The organism is Mesorhizobium sp. WSM1343, from assembly GCF_055901535.1.
In genome coordinates this window covers 2,051,174-2,064,551 of record NZ_CM148370.1, presented here as the reverse complement: position 1 = coordinate 2,064,551, position 13,378 = coordinate 2,051,174, and the positions used below count along the sequence as shown (strand labels likewise).

Genomic DNA, 13,378 nt, shown 5'->3' with positions numbered 1-13,378 from the left:
GAAAATGCGCTGAGCAAGCGCCGTCAGATCACGTAGGATCGGAGAGGCTCGAAGCCGTTGAAGGCGACCGCCGAGTAGGTGGTCGTGTAGGCGCCGGTGCCTTCGATCAGCACCTCGTCGCCGATGGTCAGCGACAAAGGCAGCGGATAGGGCGTCTTCTCGTACATCACGTCGGCCGAATCGCAGGTCGGGCCGGCGAGCACGCAAGGTGCGGTCTCCGTGCCGTCATGCGCGGTGACGATCGGGTAGCGGATCGCCTCGTCCATCGTCTCGGCCAGGCCGCCGAACTTGCCGATGTCGAGGAACACCCAGCGCACATTGTCGTTGGCGGCCTTCTTCGAGATCAGCACGACTTCCGACTTGATGACGCCGGCATTGCCGACCATGCCACGGCCCGGCTCGATGATGGTCTCCGGAATGGCATTGCCGAAATGCTTGCGCAGCGCCGAGAAGATCGCCTGGCCATAGGCCTGGGCGGCCGGCACGTCACGCAGATAGCGCGTCGGGAAACCACCGCCCATATTGACCATCTTCAAGACGATGCCTTCCTCGGCGAGCGTCGCGAACACCACCTTGGCGTCGGCCAGCGCGCGGTCCCAGGCGGTCAGGTCGGTCTGCTGCGAGCCGACATGGAACGACACGCCATAGGCGTCGAGGCCGAGCCCCTTGGCATGGCGCAGCACGTCGACGGCCATCGCCGGCACGCAGCCGAACTTGCGCGACAGCGGCCACTCGGCGCCCTCGCCATCGGTCAGCACGCGGCAGAACACGCGCGCACCGGGCGCGACGCGGGCGATCTTCTCGACCTCTTCGACGCAATCGACGGCGAACAGGCGGATGCCGAGCTGGTAGGCGCGTGCGATGTCACGCTCCTTCTTGATGGTGTTGCCGAAGGAGATGCGGTCCGCCGGCGCACCAGCGTCCATCGCCATCTCGACTTCGGCAACGGAAGCGGTGTCGAAGGACGAGCCCATCGCAGCAAGCAGGCGCAGGATTTCCGGCGCCGGGTTTGCTTTCACCGCATAGTAGATCCTGGAATCGGGCAGCGCCTTCTCGAAGGCGCGGAAATTGTCGCGCACGACATCGAGGTCGACGACGAGGCAGGGGCCGGTCGGACGTCGGGTGGCGAGGAAGTCAAGGATGCGCTGGGTGGCCATCGGGGTCTCTCCATCAGCGCCTTTCGGCGCGCAATAAGGCTGCGGGACGCGGGCTGTCGGCCTCGCGAACTCGCGGTGGACAAAGGCGGGACGGAAATCCATGGAACCAGCCGGTGGAGACCCCGGAACCATGAAGCGCCGTCTCGCGGCGGTGAACCTTGGCCTTGCCCGGCCTCGGTTCGCTTTGTCTGCCTTGGCTTGGATGGGAGACCCGTCCGCACTGCCGGCAATGAAGGTGTGCCTCTTCAGTAACCCCGGTTTTTGGACAACCGGCAGAACACCAGAAAGGCCCGCACCGTCGTTGCTTCAAGGTGTCCTCGGGCTGGCGGTTGGCCGCTAGACCGACTGGAGGGGTTGGCTCCAGTTACCTTACCGATTTCCCTCACCATTCGAGGATCGGCGGACACCCACAGGCACGTGCGACTTTGGGCAAGCGCGATATAAGGGCGAAGACTTTCACAATCAATAAAAATCGTATCGCAGGTTGTAAAATTTCTGGCGTCGAACAATGTTGCGGCAACCGTATCCGGATATCGAACGATGACAGGCACGCACGGCCCTCTCAACGCCTTTCTCGATCTTCGCCAGATGCCCGTGGCACATGCCCAGCTCGGCCCGCTGGCCGGCCTGCGGCTGGCCGTCAAGGACATATACGACGTCGCCGGCTACCGCACCGGTTGCGGCAATTTGCAAAAATTCGCCGAAAGCCACGCAGCCTCGCGCACCGCACCCGCCGTGCAGATGATCCTCGATGCCGGCGCACGCTTCGTCGGCAAGACGCAGACCGACGAGCTCGCCTTCGCGCTATTCGGTCAGAATGCGCATTTCTCGTTTCCGGTGAACCCGGCGGCACCCGACCGCGTCACCGGCGGCTCCTCATCGGGGTCGGCGGCGGCGGTGGCGGGCAGGCTGGCCGATATCGCCACTGGTTCCGACACCGGCGGCTCGATCCGCGCGCCGGCGAGCTTTTGCGGACTGATCGGGCTGCGCACCACGCATGGCCGCATTTCGCTCGACGGCACGATGAAGCTGGCGCCGAGCCTCGACACGTTCGGCTGGTTCGCCGACGACATCGAGACCTACGAGACCGTCGGCAAGCTGCTGCTCGGCCGCGATCCGCACCAGCACGTGTTGGACCGGCCGCTGGCGCTGGATTGGCTGGACGGATTGGTCGCCCGCCCGGCGCTGGCCGAATATGCCGGAATGAAGGGGCTGGCGGGCGCGGTTTTCGGCGCGCCGGCGACGCCGGCAATCCGCTTCTCCTCATCTCCCGATGAACTTTACTGGTGCTTTCGCCGGCTGCAGGCCAGGGAGGCCTGGGCGGTGCATGGCGAATGGATCACCAGCGGCGAGCGCGGCCTCGGCCCCGGCGTCGAGGAACGTTTCGGCTTCGGCCGCGCCGTCGACGACAAGACAGCGCAGGCCGAGAAGGTGCGGCGTCTGACCTTTCGCGGCGAACTGAGCGCCCTGCTCGGCAAGGACGGCTTCCTTGTCCTGCCGACGGTGCCTGGTCCGGCGCCTTACGTGGACAGCACGCCGGAGCAGTTCCAGGCCTATCGCGAACGGGCGCTCCAGCTTCTGTGCCTGGCCGGCCTGTCCGGTTTTCCACAGATCACACTGCCCATCGGCTCGGTCGCCGGCGCCCCGTTCGGCCTGTCGCTGCTTGGCCCTTCCGGCAGCGACATTGCCCTGATACGGCTCGGCCGGAAACTTCTCGACGCGGCACGAAAGGCCTGACCATGGACACACTGACGCGCATGCGTGCCTTCATCGACGTGGTCGAGGCCGAGGGCTTTTCGGCGGCGGCGCGCAAGATCGGCCGCTCCAAGGCCTTGCTGTCGAAATATGTGCGCGAGCTGGAGGACGAACTCGGCGCTTTGCTGCTCAACCGCACCACGCGCCAGTTCTCGATGACCGAGGCCGGCCACACCTATTACCGGCGCGCGTCGGAGATCGTGCGCGAGGTCGACAGCCTGGCCGACGCGGTGCGCGAATCCTCCGGCGACGTGCGCGGCCGGATCAAGCTGTCGGCGCCGCGCACCTTCGCCGACGCGCCGATCGGCCAGTCGCTGATCGACTTCGCCAAGCAGCATCCAGACATCGTGCTCGACATCCAGCTCGACGACCGCTTCGTCGATCTGGTCGAGGAAGGCTTCGACCTTGCGGTGCGCATCTCGCGGCTGGAGAACTCGTCGCTGATCGCCAGGCGTCTGGCGCCGTTTTCGATAAAGCTCTGCGCCTCCCCCGAACTGATCGCCAAGCACGGCACGCCGACACGGCCGCAGGATCTCAGCCGCATGCCTTGCATCGTCGACACCAATGGCCGCGGACTGAACAACTGGCCGTTCAAGGGCGACAATGGCGATCCGGTCAGCGTTTCGGTGTCGGGTCCGATCGAGGTCAACAGCCCGATGACGGCGAGAGCCGCGGCCGTGTCCGGGCTGGGATTCACCGTCCTGCCGGATTTCATTGCCGCGCCCGACCTCGCGAGCGGCCGGCTGGTGTCGGTGATAGATGACCGTATCCTGTCGGGCGGCGGCATCTTCGCCGTCTACCCGCACCGCCGCTATCTGCCGGCCAAGGTCCGCGTTTTCGTCGACTTCCTGGTGCAGTGGTTCAGGACGCGTGAAGTTGCCTGACCCACTTCAGCCGAGCAGCGGTCCCAATTTCGCCCCCTTTCTGGTAACTCTCGGCAACTCTTCCGAAGCCTAGGGAATCGCGACCGAGAATGCACCTGAAACGGCACGCAATCATGCTGGCTTCGGCCTTGGCGGCTAGCTTTGCCGCCACTGGACCCGCTTACGTGCATCCACACGTCTTCGCCGAGGCTCGCCTCGATGTGATCCTCTCCCCGGATCACCAAAGCGTGAAGGCTCTGCGTCATCTCTGGCGCTTCGACGATCTGTTTTCCTCGACGGTGATGATGGAATTCGACAAGAACTCCGACCTGAAGCTCGACGACAAGGAGCTGAAGGAAGTCGCCGACACCGTTCATGCCTCGTTGGCGGAGTTCAATTACTTCCAGCTCGTCACCGTCGACGGCAAGGACGTGGCGATGACGCCGCCGCCGCATCTGATGGCCAATTTCGACAACGACCAGCTGATCATCCTGTTCGAGTCCGAACCGAAGGTGCCGATCAAGCTCAACGGCAAAATCGATATCGGCGTCTACGATCCGACATTCTACACGGCGATCGACTTCACCGAGGACTCCAACATCACGGTCGAAGGCCTGCCCTCGAACTGCACCAGCAAGGTGGTCCGTCCCGACCCCGACGAGGCCATCAAGGAAAACCAGAAGACCCTCACCGATGCCTTTTTCAACGATCCGACCGGCACCGATATGAGCAAGATCTTCGCCACCAAGCTCGAACTGACCTGTCAGCCAGAAGGATGAAGCCGGTGACGAAACCGTCCCTGCGTTTGGCATTCGGCCTGTTGGCCCTCACAGTCGCCATGATGCATTTCGCCGACGCCGCTCATGCCCAGAGTTCGCTCGGCATCGGCGTCAATGACGGCATGGCGCCCACCACCGGCCCGTTCGCCCATATCCTGATGTGGATCAATCTCAGGCAGCAGGAATTCTACCGCGCGCTGGCAACGGCGATGAAGGCGATGCGCCAGGACGGCAGCAAGATCTGGATACTCGTCGGCCTGTCCTTCGCCTACGGTATTTTCCATGCCGCCGGCCCCGGTCACGGCAAGGCGGTGATCTCGTCCTACATGGTGGCCAATGAAGTGGCGTTGCGGCGCGGCATCCTCTTGTCCTTCGTCTCGGCGCTGCTGCAGGGCCTGACCGCGGTCGCGGTGATGGGGGTCGCCTATTTCGTCCTGCGCGGCACCTCCGTCTCGATGACGGACGCAGCCTGGTTCATGGAGATCATGAGCTTTGTCTTCGTCACCCTGTTCGGCGCCTGGCTGCTGTGGCGCAAACTCGGTCCTTCCGTCCTGCGTCTGTTCGGCAAGGGCCCGGCCTACAGCCTGTCGGCGGCTCATGCCGGCCATTCTCACGCGGGTCATTCGCACGGGGGTCATTCGCACGGCGCGCATTCGCATGCCGGCCATTCCCATGCAGCTCACAGCCATTCGGCGCATGCCCATTCGCACGCTCTACACGCGCATGACCATGTGCACGGCCCTTCGCACGATCATCACGATCATGCCGAACACGATCATGCTCATCACGATCACGCGGCCGGCGAAGTCTGCGACACCTGCGGCCATTCGCACGCACCCGATCCGGCGCTGCTGTCAGGCGACCGCTTCGACTGGCGCACGGCCTGGACAGCGGTGGCGGCGGTCGGCATCCGCCCCTGCTCCGGCGCGCTGATCGTGCTCAGCTTCGCCCTGCTCAACGGCCTCTGGCTCGGCGGCCTGCTGTCGGTGCTGGCAATGTCGCTGGGCACCGCCATCACCGTTTCGGCACTGGCGACGCTGGCGGTGACCGCCAAGAACTGGGCGGTCTATTTCGCCGGCGACGGCCGCATGGGCAACCGCATCCACTCGATCGTCGAGATCGGCGGCGCCGCCTTCGTGTTCCTGTTCGGACTGCTGCTGCTGTCGGCAAGCCTGGCGAGCGGCGGATGATGCCCGGCGCCACGAGGGTCGGAGTTTAACCCGCGATCTTGCCGCCGAGCTCATCCTCGATGTGAGCGCGGATGATCTCGTCAAAACTCTTTTCGGCGCTGAAGCCGAGCTCCCGCGACCGCTTTGCCTCGAAGCGCGTCGGCCAGCCCTTGACGATCGCCCAGATCGTGTCATCCGGAACCTCGCGGATCAGGCTTACCGCCTTCGGCCCGGCGATGCGTTCCAGCGCCTCGATCTGCTCGCCGACGGTGACGGCGACGCCGGGCATGGTCAGATTGCGGCGTGGCCCGACAGCGCTGCCGTCGATCCCCGCCGCATGGATCAGGAAGTTGACCGCCGAGCGGGGGCTGGCATGCGTGTGCACGACCGAGCGCGGCACCGGCAGGATCGCCTCATGGCCGCTCAACGGCTCGCGGATGATGCCCGAGAAGAAGCCCGACGCCGCCTTGTTCGGCTTGCCCGGCCGCACGCAGATGGTCGGCAGCCGGATGCCGATACCGTCGAAGAACCCGCGCCTGGAATAGTCGGCCAGCAGCGCTTCGCTCATCTGCTTCTGGGTACCATAAGAGGTCAGCGGCGTCGGATGGAAGTCATCGGGAATGACGTCCGGGAACGGCGCGCCGAACACCGCGATCGACGAGGTGAAGACGACGCGCGGCGCAAAGCCCGCCACCCGGATGGCATCGAACAGGGCGCGCGTGCCATCGAGATTGACGCGGTAGCCGAGATCGAAATTCGCTTCCGCCTCGCCCGACACGATGCCGGCAAGGTGGAACACGACGTCGGGGCGCGATGCGACCAGGCGCTCGGTGGCACCCGCTTCGGCGAGATCGCCGGTGTGCAGCGTGACGCTGACGCCATCCAGGCTCGGCGCCTGTGGCGGCACGATATCGTGGAGATCGAGCGCGGTGATCTTGCCCCCGCGCAGCGTCCCGTCCTTGGCCAGCCGGGCGATGAGCTTGCGGCCGACCATACCCGCGGCGCCAGTGATCAGAATGCGCATGTCGAAGATCCCTTGCCTATTTACCCTGGTTTTTGCGCTGGTTGCGGGCGCGCAGCCAGAACACCGAGAAGAACGCCAGCACGAAGACGATGCCAAAGGCGCCGGCCAGCACGGTGGAAAGGCTGCCGAGTGCCAGCATCACGGTCGGCAGATAGTAGGCGCCTATACCGAACAGCAGCATGATCCACGCGGCGGCGATGACCGCGTTCCTGGTGTCGCGGTCCATCATGCCGCGTCCGGAGGATGGGCGTTCGTCAAGCTGGTTTTCAAGGTTTTGCAACTCCTGAGGCAGGACGATCGACATCGATCGATCCGGTCCTAGTGATGGTGGTCGTGATATGCAGCCGCTTCATGCTCGTGCCCGTGGTCGTGCTCGTCGCCATCGTCGGCGCATTGGCCGAATTCCGGTTCCACGGTGGCATGGCTGATGCCGTGCTCGCTGGCAAGCCGCTTCTTGACGGCACTCACCGCCTGATGCGCATCGACGCCCTCGTCGAGACAGGCATGCAGCGTCGCCATATTGCTGGTCCCGTCGAGCGACCAGACATGCATGTGGTGCACTTCGCGCACGCCCTGGATGGTCGCCTCGATATCGCTGGCGATCAGATCTCGGTCGAGGCTTGGCGGCACGCCCTCGAGCAGGACATGGGCGGCCTCCCGCATCAGCGACCATGCCGTGTAGAGGATCAGCAGTGAAACCAGGACCGACAGGATCGGGTCGATCGGCGTCCAGCCGGTCGCCAGGATGACCAGCGCCGCCGCGATGGCCGCCGCCGAGCCGAGCAGGTCGCCAAGCACATGCAGGATGGCGCCGCGCATGTTCAGGCTCTCGCGGTCGCCGCCATGCAGCACGAAGAACGAGCCGAGGTTCACCAGCAGGCCGAGGATCGCCACCACCAGCATCGGCCCGCCAAGCACCGGCGCCGGCGCCTGCAGGCGTCCCCAGGCCTCATAGACGATCCACAGCGCGATGACGAAGATGGCGATGCCGTTGGTATAGGCCACCAGCGTCTTGACCCGGCCGAAGCCATAGGTGAGGCGAACGGTCGCCGGCCGGCCGCCAAGATGAAACGCATACCAGGCAAGGCCGAGCGCGATCGAATCGGCGAGCATGTGGCCGGCATCGGCCAGCAGCGCCAGCGAGCCCGTGAGGATGCCGCCAAGCGCCTCGGCGACCATGAAGCCGCCGGTCAGGCAGGCTGCGATCAGAACGCGTTTCTTGTCGGTCGAGCCATGCACATGACCAGGGCCGTGACCGTGCCCAGTGTGATCGTGGGTATGTGCCAATAGTGAACTCCTAAGCGCCGAATTCCGCGCGAAAATCCTCGAGCCGTCGCTTCTGCCGGCCGTCGCCATCGAAATTGGCCGGATCGAGCCACGCCTCATAGGCACTGCGCAGCGCCGGCCATTCCTTGTCGATGATCGAATACCACGCAGTGTCGCGGTTTTCACCCTTGACGATGAGATGCTGGCGGAAAATGCCTTCGAACTTGAAGCCGAACCGCTCGGCCGCCCGCTTCGATGGCTCGTTGCGGTTGTTGCACTTCCATTCGTAGCGGCGATAGCCGAGCCCGTCGAAGATGTATTTCATGAACAGGAACTGCGCTTCGGTTGCTCCCGGCTTGCGCGAGATGAGCGGTCCCCAATAGATGTTGCCGATCTCGATGACGCCGTAGGCCGGATCGATGCGCATCAGCGTCTGGCGTCCGGCGACCTTGCCGCTGGCCTTGTCGATGACGGTGAAGAACAGCGGATCCTCGCTGGCCTCGACTTTGTCCAGCCATGGCTGGAAGGCGGCGCGGGTCTCCGGCGGATAATCGGGCAACCAGGCGAAGCGGTCGTCGATATCGGACACGGAGGACGCTTCATAGAGGCCGTCGCCGTGTTTTGCAGCGCTCAGCGGTTCAAGCCGGACGTATCGACCGTCGATGGTCTTGCGTTCAGGCCGCGGACGCGGTTGCCAATCCTTCAGATTTTCCGACACCGAATGCTCCAATCCGTTTGACTTTTGCGGGCTGAGGCTCACAAAAACGCGACCCAACAGCAAGAACCACACGGACGGGAAAAATGCTCCACACGATTTCGGCCTTCGACCGCCTTGGCGAGGAAAACGCCTTCGCCGTGCTTGCGAGGGCCACAGCACTTGCCCAACAAGGCCGCGACATCGTCAATCTCGGCATCGGCCAGCCCGACTTCAAGACGCCGCAGCACATCGTCGAGGCGGCGATCAAGGCGCTGCGCGACGGCCATCACGGCTACACGCCGGCCAATGGCCTGCTGGCGACGCGCGAGGCGGTGGTGCGCCGCACGCTGACCACCACCGGTGTCGAGATATCGCCCGAAACGGTGATGATCCTGCCCGGCGGCAAGCCGACCATGTTCGCCGCGATCCTGATGTTCGGCGAGCCCGGCGCCGAGATCCTCTACCCGGACCCCGGCTTTCCCATCTACCGCTCGATGATCGAGTTCACGGGTGCGGCACCCATTCCCGTGCCGATGCGCGAAGAAAACGGCTTTGCCTTCTCGGCCGAGGAGACGCTGGCGCTGATCACCTCGAAGACCAGGCTGCTGATCCTCAACTCGCCCGCCAATCCGACCGGCGGCGTCACGCCTCGCGCCGAGATCGAGAAACTGGTCAAGGGGCTGGAGGCGCATCCGCAGGTCGCCATCCTCTCCGACGAAATCTACGACGTCATGACCTATGATGGCGAGACGCATTGCTCGCTGCTCGGCTTTCCCGAAATCCGCGACCGGCTGATCGTGCTCAATGGCTGGTCGAAGACCTGGGCGATGACCGGCTGGCGCATGGGCTGGTCGATCTGGCCGAATGGCGACAAGGGCGCCCATCTCTACGACAAGGTGCGCAAGCTGGCGGTCAATTGCTGGTCCTGCGTCAACGCGCCGAGCCAGTTTGGCGGCATCGCCGCCATCGACGGCCCGCAGGACGACGTCGACAAGATGATGCGCGCCTTCGACCGCCGCCGGAAGATCGTCGTCGAGGGACTGAATGCCCTGCCCAATATTTCCTGCATCACGCCCAAGGGCGCGTTCTACGCCTTCCCCAACGTCTCGAAGACCGGCTGGAAGGCCAAGAAGCTCGCCTCGGCACTGCTCGACGAGGCCGGCGTGGCGCTGATCGGCGGCCCCGATTTCGGCATTCTCGGCGAAGGCTATATCAGGCTCTCCTACGCCAATTCCGAGGAGAACATCTTGCGCGCGCTGGAGCGGATCGGAGCGTTCCTGGCGAAGTAGGTTTGAAAGCGGGCCGGTGGCCTCTTTCCGGGTGGTTGCGGCTGGCGACAATGATGGTGTCATGATCTGTCCGGACACGCACGGCCAAGGCTGGGCGGGCGTGTCGGGAACCGCTACGCTCCCTGGATCAGGATCGAAGCAGGTGACATAAAATGTTCTACGCAATCCTTGCCTATCACGTGGAAGATGCGATCAAGGCGCTGACGCCGCAGGAAGATGCAGCACTTATGGCCGACCCGCTGAAGATCAACACCCGGCTTCATGAGGAAGGCACGCTGGGGCCGTCCGCGCGTCTGGGCGCAACACAGGATGCCATCACCCTGCGCGGCCCGGGCGACGGTGTGATCATCGACGGTCCTTTCGCCGAAACCAAGGAACAGTTGCTCGGGCTCTATGTCGTCGACTGCGCCACGCGAGACGAGGCCATCGCGATCGCCCGCGACCTTCGCCGCGTCAATCCCACCGCCGTTTACGAGATCAGGCCCATTCTGCTGTTCAAGCCCGGCGTGCCGCTTGCGGGGAAATAACTACCCACATCCCACAAAATAACTACCCACGCCCGACAAACGGCATCTTGGTCGCCATCACGGTCATGAACAGCACGTTGGCGTCGAGCGGCAGGCTGGCCATGTGGACGACGGCGTCGGCGACGCGCTGAACATCCATCACCGCTTCGGCTGCGATCGAGCCATTGGCCTGCGGCACACCGACCGTCATCGGCTGCGCCATGTCGGTCAGCGCATTGCCGATGTCGATCTGGCCGCAGGCGATGTCATAGGGCCGACCGTCGAGCGCCAGCGTCTTGGTCAGTCCGGTGATGGCATGCTTGGTCGCCGTGTAGGGCACCGAGCCTGGGCGCGGCGCATAGGCCGACACCGAACCGTTGTTGATGATGCGGCCACCCATCGGCTTCTGCTTGCGCATGGCGCCAAAGGCGGCACGGGCGCACAGGAACGAACCGGTGAGGTTGACGCCGACGATATCGTTCCACACTTCGACCGGTATCTCGTCGATCGGCGTCGATTTGTAGCCCATGCCGGCATTGTTGAAGAGCAGGTCGACACGGCCGAAGGCCGCCGCCACGGTCTCGAACAGATCGTCGACCTCGCCTGCCTTGCTGATATCGCAGGCAACCGCCAGGGCCTTGGCGTCGGTGGACCCGGCCTCAGCCACGGCTGCATCCAGCACGGATTTGCGGCGTCCGCAGAATACCGTGTTCCAGCCGGCCTTGAGCAGCGCCGTGGCGACGCTCTTGCCGATGCCCGTGCCGGCCCCGGTGACGATGGCGGTTCTTTGCTCGGTCATGGCTATTGTCCTCCGGCAGCGCTGCGCTTGCTCGACTGATTTTGGGGGGTTGGCTCGAAAAGGAAGGCATCGCAAATGACGGCGGCGATGGCAAGCGTGTCCATCCGGCCGGACCGACAAAAAGGGCGGCCATTGGCGACCGCCCCTGATCTGAACCGGGCTTGGGAGGAGGAAAAGCCGATCCGACTGTGTTGAATGATGCGCTTGCTGGGTTAATGAGCGGTTAACCCGGAAAGTGCCCCCCTGTGCCGTTTTGGCCTACCAGCGCGGATTGGGTGACGTCCCGGCCTTGGCCGGCACCTTGGCCGCCGAAACCGTCGCCTCGACATGGTCGACCAGCGCGTCCGGCAGGCCGAGCCGGCCGGCAAGCAGGTCGAGATAACCGCGCTCGGCGCGTGTGTCGGGATCGATGGTCAGGCGCGACGCCGTGTAGAGTTCGAGCTTCTGCGCATCGGTCTTGGCGCCGGCCACCAGCGTGTCGAGGTCGAGCGGGCTTGCCAGCTCCGCCATCAGGAACTTTTCGGCGTCGGAGCCTATGCCGGCCAGGCTGAGCTTGCCGGCGATCTTCTGGCGCTCTTCATCGTCGATATGGCCATCGGCTTTCGCCGCCGAGATCATCGCCCGCACCAGGGTCAGCGTGAATTCGTCCTCGCCTTGCCGCGCCTGCGACGGGTGGAAGGGGGTATCCTTGGGCGGCGGCAGCAATTCCGGTTGGCCGGCCGCCGGTGCTTCCGCGGGCGCGTTGCCGGCCTTGTAATTCTGGTAGGCCTTGTAGGCGAGGCCGCCGATCGCGGCCAGTCCGCCAAGCTTCACCGCGGCGCCCGTCACGTTGCGGCCAGTACCGGTTCCGAGCAGCACCGGGGCCAGCGCACCGGCGGCCAGCGGATTGTCCTTGGCCATCTGCACGGCCTGCCCCGCCTTGTCGCGAACGGTGCCGCTGGTGCCGGGGATTTGCGAGCCGAGCAGATCGTCGAGAAGCTTCTTGGGATCGAACATTCAGTGCCTCCAGGATTTGCCCGGCCGAACGGGCGGGTTTCGAACGTCGAAGACGTAGGTCCCGAAACTTGACATTGCAATGACAGGCAGCCGCTTTGCAGCAGCACGATGCTGGATCAGGAGCCGATATGCGGCCCCCTGCCCCGCGCCTGCGCAAGCTCGACCTGGCGCTGGCGCTCGGCATAACGCTGGCGGTCCTCGTCCGAACGCGCATCGAAGCAATGCGGGCACGAAATACCGGCAGCGAATTTGGGCGACGTCAGCTCGCCCGGCGTCAGCGGGTGGCGGCAGGCGCGGCACAGTTCCGCGTCACCCTCGGCAAGGCCGTGCGACACCGAAACGCGCTCGTCGAAGACGAAGCACTCGCCTTGCCAGAGGCTCTGTTCGGCCGGAACCTCTTCGAGGTATTTGAGGATACCGCCCTTGAGATGGAAGACATCCTCGAAGCCGAGCGATTTGACATAGGCGGTTGCCTTTTCGCAGCGTATGCCGCCGGTGCAGAACATCGCAACCTTGCGGCCTTCGAGCTCCGCCCGGTGCGTTTCCACCCAGGCCGGGAACTCGCGAAAGCTTGCGGTGGCCGGGTCGATCGCACCCTTGAACGTGCCGATCGACACCTCATAGGCGTTGCGCGTGTCGATGATGACAGTGCCGGGCTGCGAAATCAGAGCGTTCCAGTCGGCCGGCGCAACGTAGGTGCCGGCACTTTTCGAAGGATCGATGTCATCGACACCCATGGTGACGATCTCGCGCTTCAGCCGCACCTTCATGCGATGGAACGGCATGTCCGCGGCCGCGCTGTACTTGACCTCGAGTCCGGCAAGCCCTTCGATGGCTTCGAGATACGCGATCAGTTCGGCAATTGCCGTCTCGCTGCCGGCGACGGTGCCGTTGATGCCTTCATGCGCCAGCAGCAGCGTGCCCTTTATGCCGCGCCCGCAGCAGAATGCGGCGAGCGGCGCGCGCAGTTCTTCGAAAGCGTCGAGCCGGGCAAACCGGTAGAGCGCGGCGACGCGAAGGAGTGGAAGTGATGTCATCGCCGAAGCCACTAGACGCTCGAGCAAGCCGATTCAAGGCA

At 64.5% G+C, this 13,378-nt stretch carries 14 protein-coding genes; 6 read left to right on the top strand and 8 right to left on the bottom strand.

Going from position 1 to position 13,378, the window contains the following annotated elements:
* Positions 1–23: 23 nt before the first annotated feature.
* Positions 24–1,157, bottom strand: coding sequence for an ornithine/lysine decarboxylase (gene odc2 / locus AC0NIL_RS09960; RefSeq protein ID WP_013529754.1), 1,134 nt, complete (start codon positions 1,155–1,157; stop codon positions 24–26).
* A gap of 540 nt (positions 1,158–1,697) precedes the next feature.
* On the opposite strand from odc2, the gene AC0NIL_RS09955 reads away from it, so the two are divergent.
* The 4 genes from AC0NIL_RS09955 to AC0NIL_RS09940 all read left to right on the top strand — a co-directional run bounded on the left by AC0NIL_RS09955 (position 1,698) and on the right by AC0NIL_RS09940 (position 5,744).
* Positions 1,698–2,894: an amidase gene (locus AC0NIL_RS09955; RefSeq protein WP_224621538.1), complete on the top strand. Its 1,197-nt coding sequence runs from the start codon at positions 1,698–1,700 to the stop codon at positions 2,892–2,894.
* Between the two features lie 2 nt (positions 2,895–2,896).
* The gene (locus AC0NIL_RS09950; RefSeq protein WP_024502714.1) at positions 2,897–3,796 is read left to right on the top strand and encodes a LysR family transcriptional regulator; all 900 of its coding nucleotides are present in this window, start codon (positions 2,897–2,899) and stop codon (positions 3,794–3,796) included.
* Between the two features lie 89 nt (positions 3,797–3,885).
* Complete coding sequence (locus AC0NIL_RS09945) at positions 3,886–4,554, top strand: DUF1007 family protein (protein ID WP_027161413.1); 669 nt, start codon at positions 3,886–3,888, stop codon at positions 4,552–4,554.
* Positions 4,551–5,744, top strand: a complete 1,194-nt coding sequence (locus tag AC0NIL_RS09940) for a nickel/cobalt transporter (protein WP_063173033.1) — start codon at positions 4,551–4,553, stop codon at positions 5,742–5,744. The genes AC0NIL_RS09945 and AC0NIL_RS09940 overlap by 4 nt, the downstream gene beginning before the upstream one ends.
* Before the next feature lie 25 nt (positions 5,745–5,769).
* On the opposite strand, the gene denD is transcribed toward AC0NIL_RS09940, so the two are convergent.
* The 4 genes from denD to AC0NIL_RS09920 form a co-directional block, all read right to left on the bottom strand.
* On the bottom strand, positions 5,770–6,747 hold the full coding sequence (gene denD / locus AC0NIL_RS09935) for a D-erythronate dehydrogenase (protein ID WP_013529749.1): 978 nt from the start codon (positions 6,745–6,747) through the stop codon (positions 5,770–5,772).
* A 16-nt stretch (positions 6,748–6,763) separates the two neighbouring features.
* Positions 6,764–6,976 carry a hypothetical protein gene (locus AC0NIL_RS09930; RefSeq protein ID WP_013529748.1) on the bottom strand — a complete coding sequence of 71 codons (213 nt, stop codon included), beginning with the start codon at positions 6,974–6,976 and terminating at the stop codon, positions 6,764–6,766.
* A gap of 89 nt (positions 6,977–7,065) precedes the next feature.
* Positions 7,066–8,034, bottom strand: a complete 969-nt coding sequence (locus AC0NIL_RS09925) for a cation diffusion facilitator family transporter (protein WP_024502717.1) — start codon at positions 8,032–8,034, stop codon at positions 7,066–7,068.
* A gap of 10 nt (positions 8,035–8,044) precedes the next feature.
* The gene (locus AC0NIL_RS09920; protein ID WP_013529746.1) at positions 8,045–8,731 is read right to left on the bottom strand and encodes a GNAT family N-acetyltransferase; all 687 of its coding nucleotides are present in this window, start codon (positions 8,729–8,731) and stop codon (positions 8,045–8,047) included.
* An 83-nt stretch (positions 8,732–8,814) separates the two neighbouring features.
* Here AC0NIL_RS09920 and AC0NIL_RS09915 point away from each other — a divergent pair, with 83 nt between their 5' ends.
* Both AC0NIL_RS09915 and AC0NIL_RS09910 read left to right on the top strand, forming a co-directional pair.
* Positions 8,815–9,999, top strand: a complete 1,185-nt coding sequence (locus AC0NIL_RS09915) for a pyridoxal phosphate-dependent aminotransferase (protein WP_473572512.1) — start codon at positions 8,815–8,817, stop codon at positions 9,997–9,999.
* Positions 10,000–10,151: 152 nt separating this feature from the next.
* Positions 10,152–10,526: a YciI family protein gene (locus AC0NIL_RS09910; RefSeq protein ID WP_473572514.1), complete on the top strand. Its 375-nt coding sequence runs from the start codon at positions 10,152–10,154 to the stop codon at positions 10,524–10,526.
* A gap of 22 nt (positions 10,527–10,548) precedes the next feature.
* Here AC0NIL_RS09910 and AC0NIL_RS09905 read toward each other — a convergent pair whose 3' ends face one another.
* The 3 genes from AC0NIL_RS09905 to trhO all read right to left on the bottom strand — a co-directional run bounded on the left by AC0NIL_RS09905 (position 10,549) and on the right by trhO (position 13,337).
* On the bottom strand, positions 10,549–11,304 hold the full coding sequence (locus AC0NIL_RS09905; protein WP_473572515.1) for an SDR family oxidoreductase: 756 nt from the start codon (positions 11,302–11,304) through the stop codon (positions 10,549–10,551).
* A 258-nt stretch (positions 11,305–11,562) separates the two neighbouring features.
* Entirely contained in the window at positions 11,563–12,300 is a 738-nt protein-coding gene (locus tag AC0NIL_RS09900) for a tellurite resistance TerB family protein (protein ID WP_473572517.1), read from the bottom strand.
* A 116-nt stretch (positions 12,301–12,416) separates the two neighbouring features.
* The gene (gene trhO / locus AC0NIL_RS09895) at positions 12,417–13,337 is read right to left on the bottom strand and encodes an oxygen-dependent tRNA uridine(34) hydroxylase TrhO (RefSeq protein ID WP_013529741.1); all 921 of its coding nucleotides are present in this window, start codon (positions 13,335–13,337) and stop codon (positions 12,417–12,419) included.
* Positions 13,338–13,378: the final 41 nt, after the last annotated feature.

Bases quoted from the DNA above. Each gene is read 5' to 3' on its own strand.
- odc2 (WP_013529754.1), bottom strand. From the start codon at position 1,157: ATGGCCACCCAGCGCATCCTTGACTTCCTCGCCACCCGACGTCCGACC.
- AC0NIL_RS09955 (WP_224621538.1), top strand. From the start codon at position 1,698: ATGACAGGCACGCACGGCCCTCTCAACGCCTTTCTCGATCTTCGCCAG.
- AC0NIL_RS09950 (WP_024502714.1), top strand. From the start codon at position 2,897: ATGGACACACTGACGCGCATGCGTGCCTTCATCGACGTGGTCGAGGCC.
- AC0NIL_RS09945 (WP_027161413.1), top strand. From the start codon at position 3,886: ATGCACCTGAAACGGCACGCAATCATGCTGGCTTCGGCCTTGGCGGCT.
- AC0NIL_RS09940 (WP_063173033.1), top strand. From the start codon at position 4,551: ATGAAGCCGGTGACGAAACCGTCCCTGCGTTTGGCATTCGGCCTGTTG.
- denD (WP_013529749.1), bottom strand. From the start codon at position 6,747: ATGCGCATTCTGATCACTGGCGCCGCGGGTATGGTCGGCCGCAAGCTC.
- AC0NIL_RS09930 (WP_013529748.1), bottom strand. From the start codon at position 6,976: ATGATGGACCGCGACACCAGGAACGCGGTCATCGCCGCCGCGTGGATC.
- AC0NIL_RS09915 (WP_473572512.1), top strand. From the start codon at position 8,815: ATGCTCCACACGATTTCGGCCTTCGACCGCCTTGGCGAGGAAAACGCC.
- AC0NIL_RS09910 (WP_473572514.1), top strand. From the start codon at position 10,152: ATGTTCTACGCAATCCTTGCCTATCACGTGGAAGATGCGATCAAGGCG.
- AC0NIL_RS09905 (WP_473572515.1), bottom strand. From the start codon at position 11,304: ATGACCGAGCAAAGAACCGCCATCGTCACCGGGGCCGGCACGGGCATC.
- AC0NIL_RS09900 (WP_473572517.1), bottom strand. From the start codon at position 12,300: ATGTTCGATCCCAAGAAGCTTCTCGACGATCTGCTCGGCTCGCAAATC.
- trhO (WP_013529741.1), bottom strand. From the start codon at position 13,337: ATGACATCACTTCCACTCCTTCGCGTCGCCGCGCTCTACCGGTTTGCC.